Annotated in this window: 4 protein-coding genes, 3 tRNA genes and 1 rRNA gene; all 8 read left to right on the top strand. The window is 52.6% G+C overall.

Going from position 1 to position 3,161, the window contains the following annotated elements:
- Positions 1-74 (top strand): 5S ribosomal RNA (gene rrf, locus ACQKEK_RS23375); the annotation flags it as partial.
- A 114-nt stretch (positions 75-188) separates the two neighbouring features.
- Positions 189-1,154, top strand: coding sequence for a bifunctional biotin--[acetyl-CoA-carboxylase] ligase/biotin operon repressor BirA (gene birA, locus ACQKEK_RS23370; RefSeq protein ID WP_499144439.1), 966 nt, complete (start codon positions 189-191; stop codon positions 1,152-1,154).
- A complete protein-coding gene (locus ACQKEK_RS23365; RefSeq protein ID WP_499144438.1) occupies positions 1,144-1,884 on the top strand; it encodes a type III pantothenate kinase in 741 nt (246 codons plus the stop codon). The genes birA and ACQKEK_RS23365 overlap by 11 nt, the downstream gene beginning before the upstream one ends.
- Positions 1,885-1,894: 10 nt before the next feature.
- Complete coding sequence (locus tag ACQKEK_RS23360; RefSeq protein WP_499144437.1) at positions 1,895-2,557, top strand: SPOR domain-containing protein; 663 nt, start codon at positions 1,895-1,897, stop codon at positions 2,555-2,557.
- A gap of 139 nt (positions 2,558-2,696) precedes the next feature.
- Positions 2,697-2,781: transfer RNA gene (locus ACQKEK_RS23355), tRNA-Tyr, on the top strand.
- A 25-nt stretch (positions 2,782-2,806) separates the two neighbouring features.
- Positions 2,807-2,880, top strand: a tRNA-Gly gene (locus tag ACQKEK_RS23350).
- Positions 2,881-2,906: 26 nt separating this feature from the next.
- Positions 2,907-2,982, top strand: a tRNA-Thr gene (locus ACQKEK_RS23345).
- Between the two features lie 83 nt (positions 2,983-3,065).
- Positions 3,066-3,161 (top strand): GTP-binding protein (locus ACQKEK_RS23340; protein ID WP_260985023.1); only part of this gene is annotated, 96 nt, incomplete at its 3' end.

The raw sequence follows: 3,161 nt of genomic DNA, 5'->3' as shown, positions 1-3,161 counted from the left end.
AACTCAGTAGTGAAACGACGCATCGCCGATGGTAGTGTGGGGTTTCCCCATGTGAGAGTAGGTCATCGTCAAGCTTCTACACCAAACCCCCGATCCTCGTAAGAGGATCGGGGGTTTGTCTTTGGGGGATGGAAAACTCGAATGTGTTCAACAGCATCGATTATGTCTGGCCGAAGCCTGGAGGGGTTATGAATAGCTTGCTACGGTTGCTCGGTGACGGTCGTTTTCATTCTGGCGAAGAGTTAGGAAGGGCTCTCGGTGTAAGTCGGAGTGCTGTGTGGAAATACCTACAGGGACTTGAGCATGAATGCGGTGTCGAACTATTCAAAGTGCCAGGGAAAGGGTATCGCTTGGCAGAGCCACTTTCGCTACTGAGTTATGAGGACAACGCCGCTGTGTTGGCTCCGCTCGGCTGGCAGCTCTATCTTCGAGAGTCAACCGACTCCACTAATGCAGAGGCGTTGAGGTTGCTACAGTCGGGCGTAGCTGCGCCATTCGTGGTATTGGCTGAGGGTCAAACTCATGGGCGGGGCCGTAGAGGGCGTGTGTGGACGAGCCCGCCAGCACAAAATATATATTACACCTTGGTACTGAAGGTTTCGAATGGCCTCCAGGGACTTTCTGGGTTGAGTTTAGTCGTTGGGCTGGCTGTTCTCCGTGCGCTTCATCGGGCCGGTATCGAAAGTGCGGGGCTGAAGTGGCCCAACGATGTATATGCAGGCGGCAGAAAAATAGCGGGCATTCTATTAGAGCTGAATGGCGATCCGGCGGACGTATGTCATGTGATTATCGGGATTGGAGTCAACGTGAATATGGCGCCGAGCATCCAGGGCATCGGTCAGGCCTGGACGTCGGTGCGTGAGCAGACCGGAATGCTGGCGAGCCGGGATGATCTAGTGCGCTTTGTCAGTGAGGCCTTATCTCACTATTTGGAAAGGCATGCCCGTGAGGGATTTTCCTCATTACGAGACGAGTGGGAGGCACACAATATCTGGCGCGGGCGACGCTGTACGTTAAGCACCGGCACCCAACAGGTTAAAGGATTGATGAAAGGGCTAGACGAGCAGGGTGCGCTACGCCTTTGGATCGAAGGGCAGGGTGAGCGGTGTTTCAGTGGTGGAGAATTAAGCTTGAGGCTAGACGATGATTCTTGAGCTCGATTGCGGTAATAGTTTCATCAAGTGGCGGGTTGTTTCGGATGCTGATGGCGCGTTGGTAGTGGGGGGTATCGCAGCGCTGGCGGTGGACCTGCTTCAAGACTTGCACAATGCAGATATCAGCACAATTACCCGTTGCCGCATGGTGAGCGTCAGAGACGATGCGGAAACCAGCGCATTAACAGACGTGCTGTCTGGTGAGCTAGGGGTGGAAGTGCTTAAGGTGAGTCCAGCCAAGCGCCTCGCCGGCGTTGTCAATGGCTATAAGGAACAGGACCGACTAGGTTTGGATCGGTGGTTAGCTATCATCGCCGCTTATGAAATGTGCAAAGGACCGTGTTTGATTATCGACCTCGGCACTGCGGTCACTATAGATTTAGTCGATTGTAACGGCGCGCACTTGGGTGGTTATATAGCGCCAGGTTTAGCGCTTCTGCGTGGGCAGCTGCTTGCTCACACTCGGCGCATCCAATACGACCCTGCGCTATCCTCCGTTGCGTTGAGTGATATCACACCTGGCAGAGACACCGCCGAGGGTGTCGAGCGAGGTTGTTTAATCATGCTGCGAAGCTACGTTACAAGCCAGATTGGCATCGCTGAAGATCATCTGGGTAAAAACTTCACCATCTATGTTACCGGTGGAGATGCAGCACTGGTTGCAGATATCCCTAGGGTTAGATGCGTGCCTGATTTGGTTTTCAGGGGGCTGGCGATAGCCTGCCCCTAACGAGGTATCCATGCGCTGGCTTTTAATGCTGCTGGTAGTGCTAAATCTTTTATTTTACCTCCATCACATCAACAAGCAGCCTCCTAAGGTGGCGGGTGAGCTCGTGACGCCTTCCGCTTCCGAGGAGGCCGATATCCAGTTGCTTAGCGAAACCAAGCCATTGGAGCCTCGTGGTCCTTCAGGCCACGAGGGGAGTGTTTGCGTATATTTGGGTGGTTTCGACCAAGAATCGGTTGCGCTAGACGTTGAGCAGCGTTTGCTAAGTCTTGATATTGATGCCAGCGTCAAGCCTATCGATGAGGCTGCTGGCACTGACTATTGGGTATATCTGCCACCGCTGGTTTCGCGGCAAGCATCGCTACGGCAGCTGAAAGAGCTCCAATCTCGCAATATTGACAGTTACATAATTACCGTCGGCGATCTGTCTAATGGAATATCACTAGGGATATTCTCTCGTAAGGACTCCGCTGAAAGCGTTGTAAGTCGATTACAAGCTATTAATTATATGGCGTACATACGCGAGTTGCCGAGAACACACCGTAGCTACTGGATTCAGGTGAGGGGTATTCAGCAGCGCCTCCTGACCGACTCATTGCTTGGCGAACTCATAAGAGATTTCCCCAAGCTGGGGCATCAACAAATGCCGTGTTCAAGCATTGCAAACGTAGAATAGTTTTCATAGAATGGCGCCCGCTCCGTCGCGCAGCCCTTTGGGTTGTTTGAGGAGAGCTGTCACGAAAGCTAACCTCAGGATTTTAATGAGAAATTGCTTGACAGCTAGGAGGATGGCATTGAAAATGCCGCCTCGTTTTGGAGGGGTTCCCGAGCGGCCAAAGGGATCAGACTGTAAATCTGACGTCATCGACTTCGAAGGTTCGAATCCTTCCCCCTCCACCAGTTTATAGCGTCGGCCTAGGCTACCGCGGGTATAGTTTAGTGGTAGAACCTCAGCCTTCCAAGCTGATGATGCGGGTTCGATTCCCGCTACCCGCTCCAGGTTTTTGCTCACGCAAATACGATACGCTCATGTAGCTCAGCTGGTAGAGCACACCCTTGGTAAGGGTGAGGTCAGCGGTTCAAATCCGCTCATGAGCTCCAATCTCAAAGGCAGATATGTAAATATCTGCCTTTGTTTTAATGGTGGCGTGACTAGCTCAATTCAACGATGGGAGACGGTCTCGATGGCTAAAGAAAAATTCGAACGTAACAAACCGCACCTGAACGTCGGTACCATTGGTCACGTCGACCATGGCAAGACCACGCTCACCGCAGCTCTG

This window comes from Pseudomonas sp. NPDC077408, from assembly GCF_050269105.1.
In the GTDB taxonomy this organism is placed as follows: domain Bacteria; phylum Pseudomonadota; class Gammaproteobacteria; order Pseudomonadales; family Pseudomonadaceae; genus Stutzerimonas.
The sequence above is the reverse complement of the archived record's forward strand: the minus strand, read 5'-3'. Positions and strand labels throughout refer to the sequence as shown.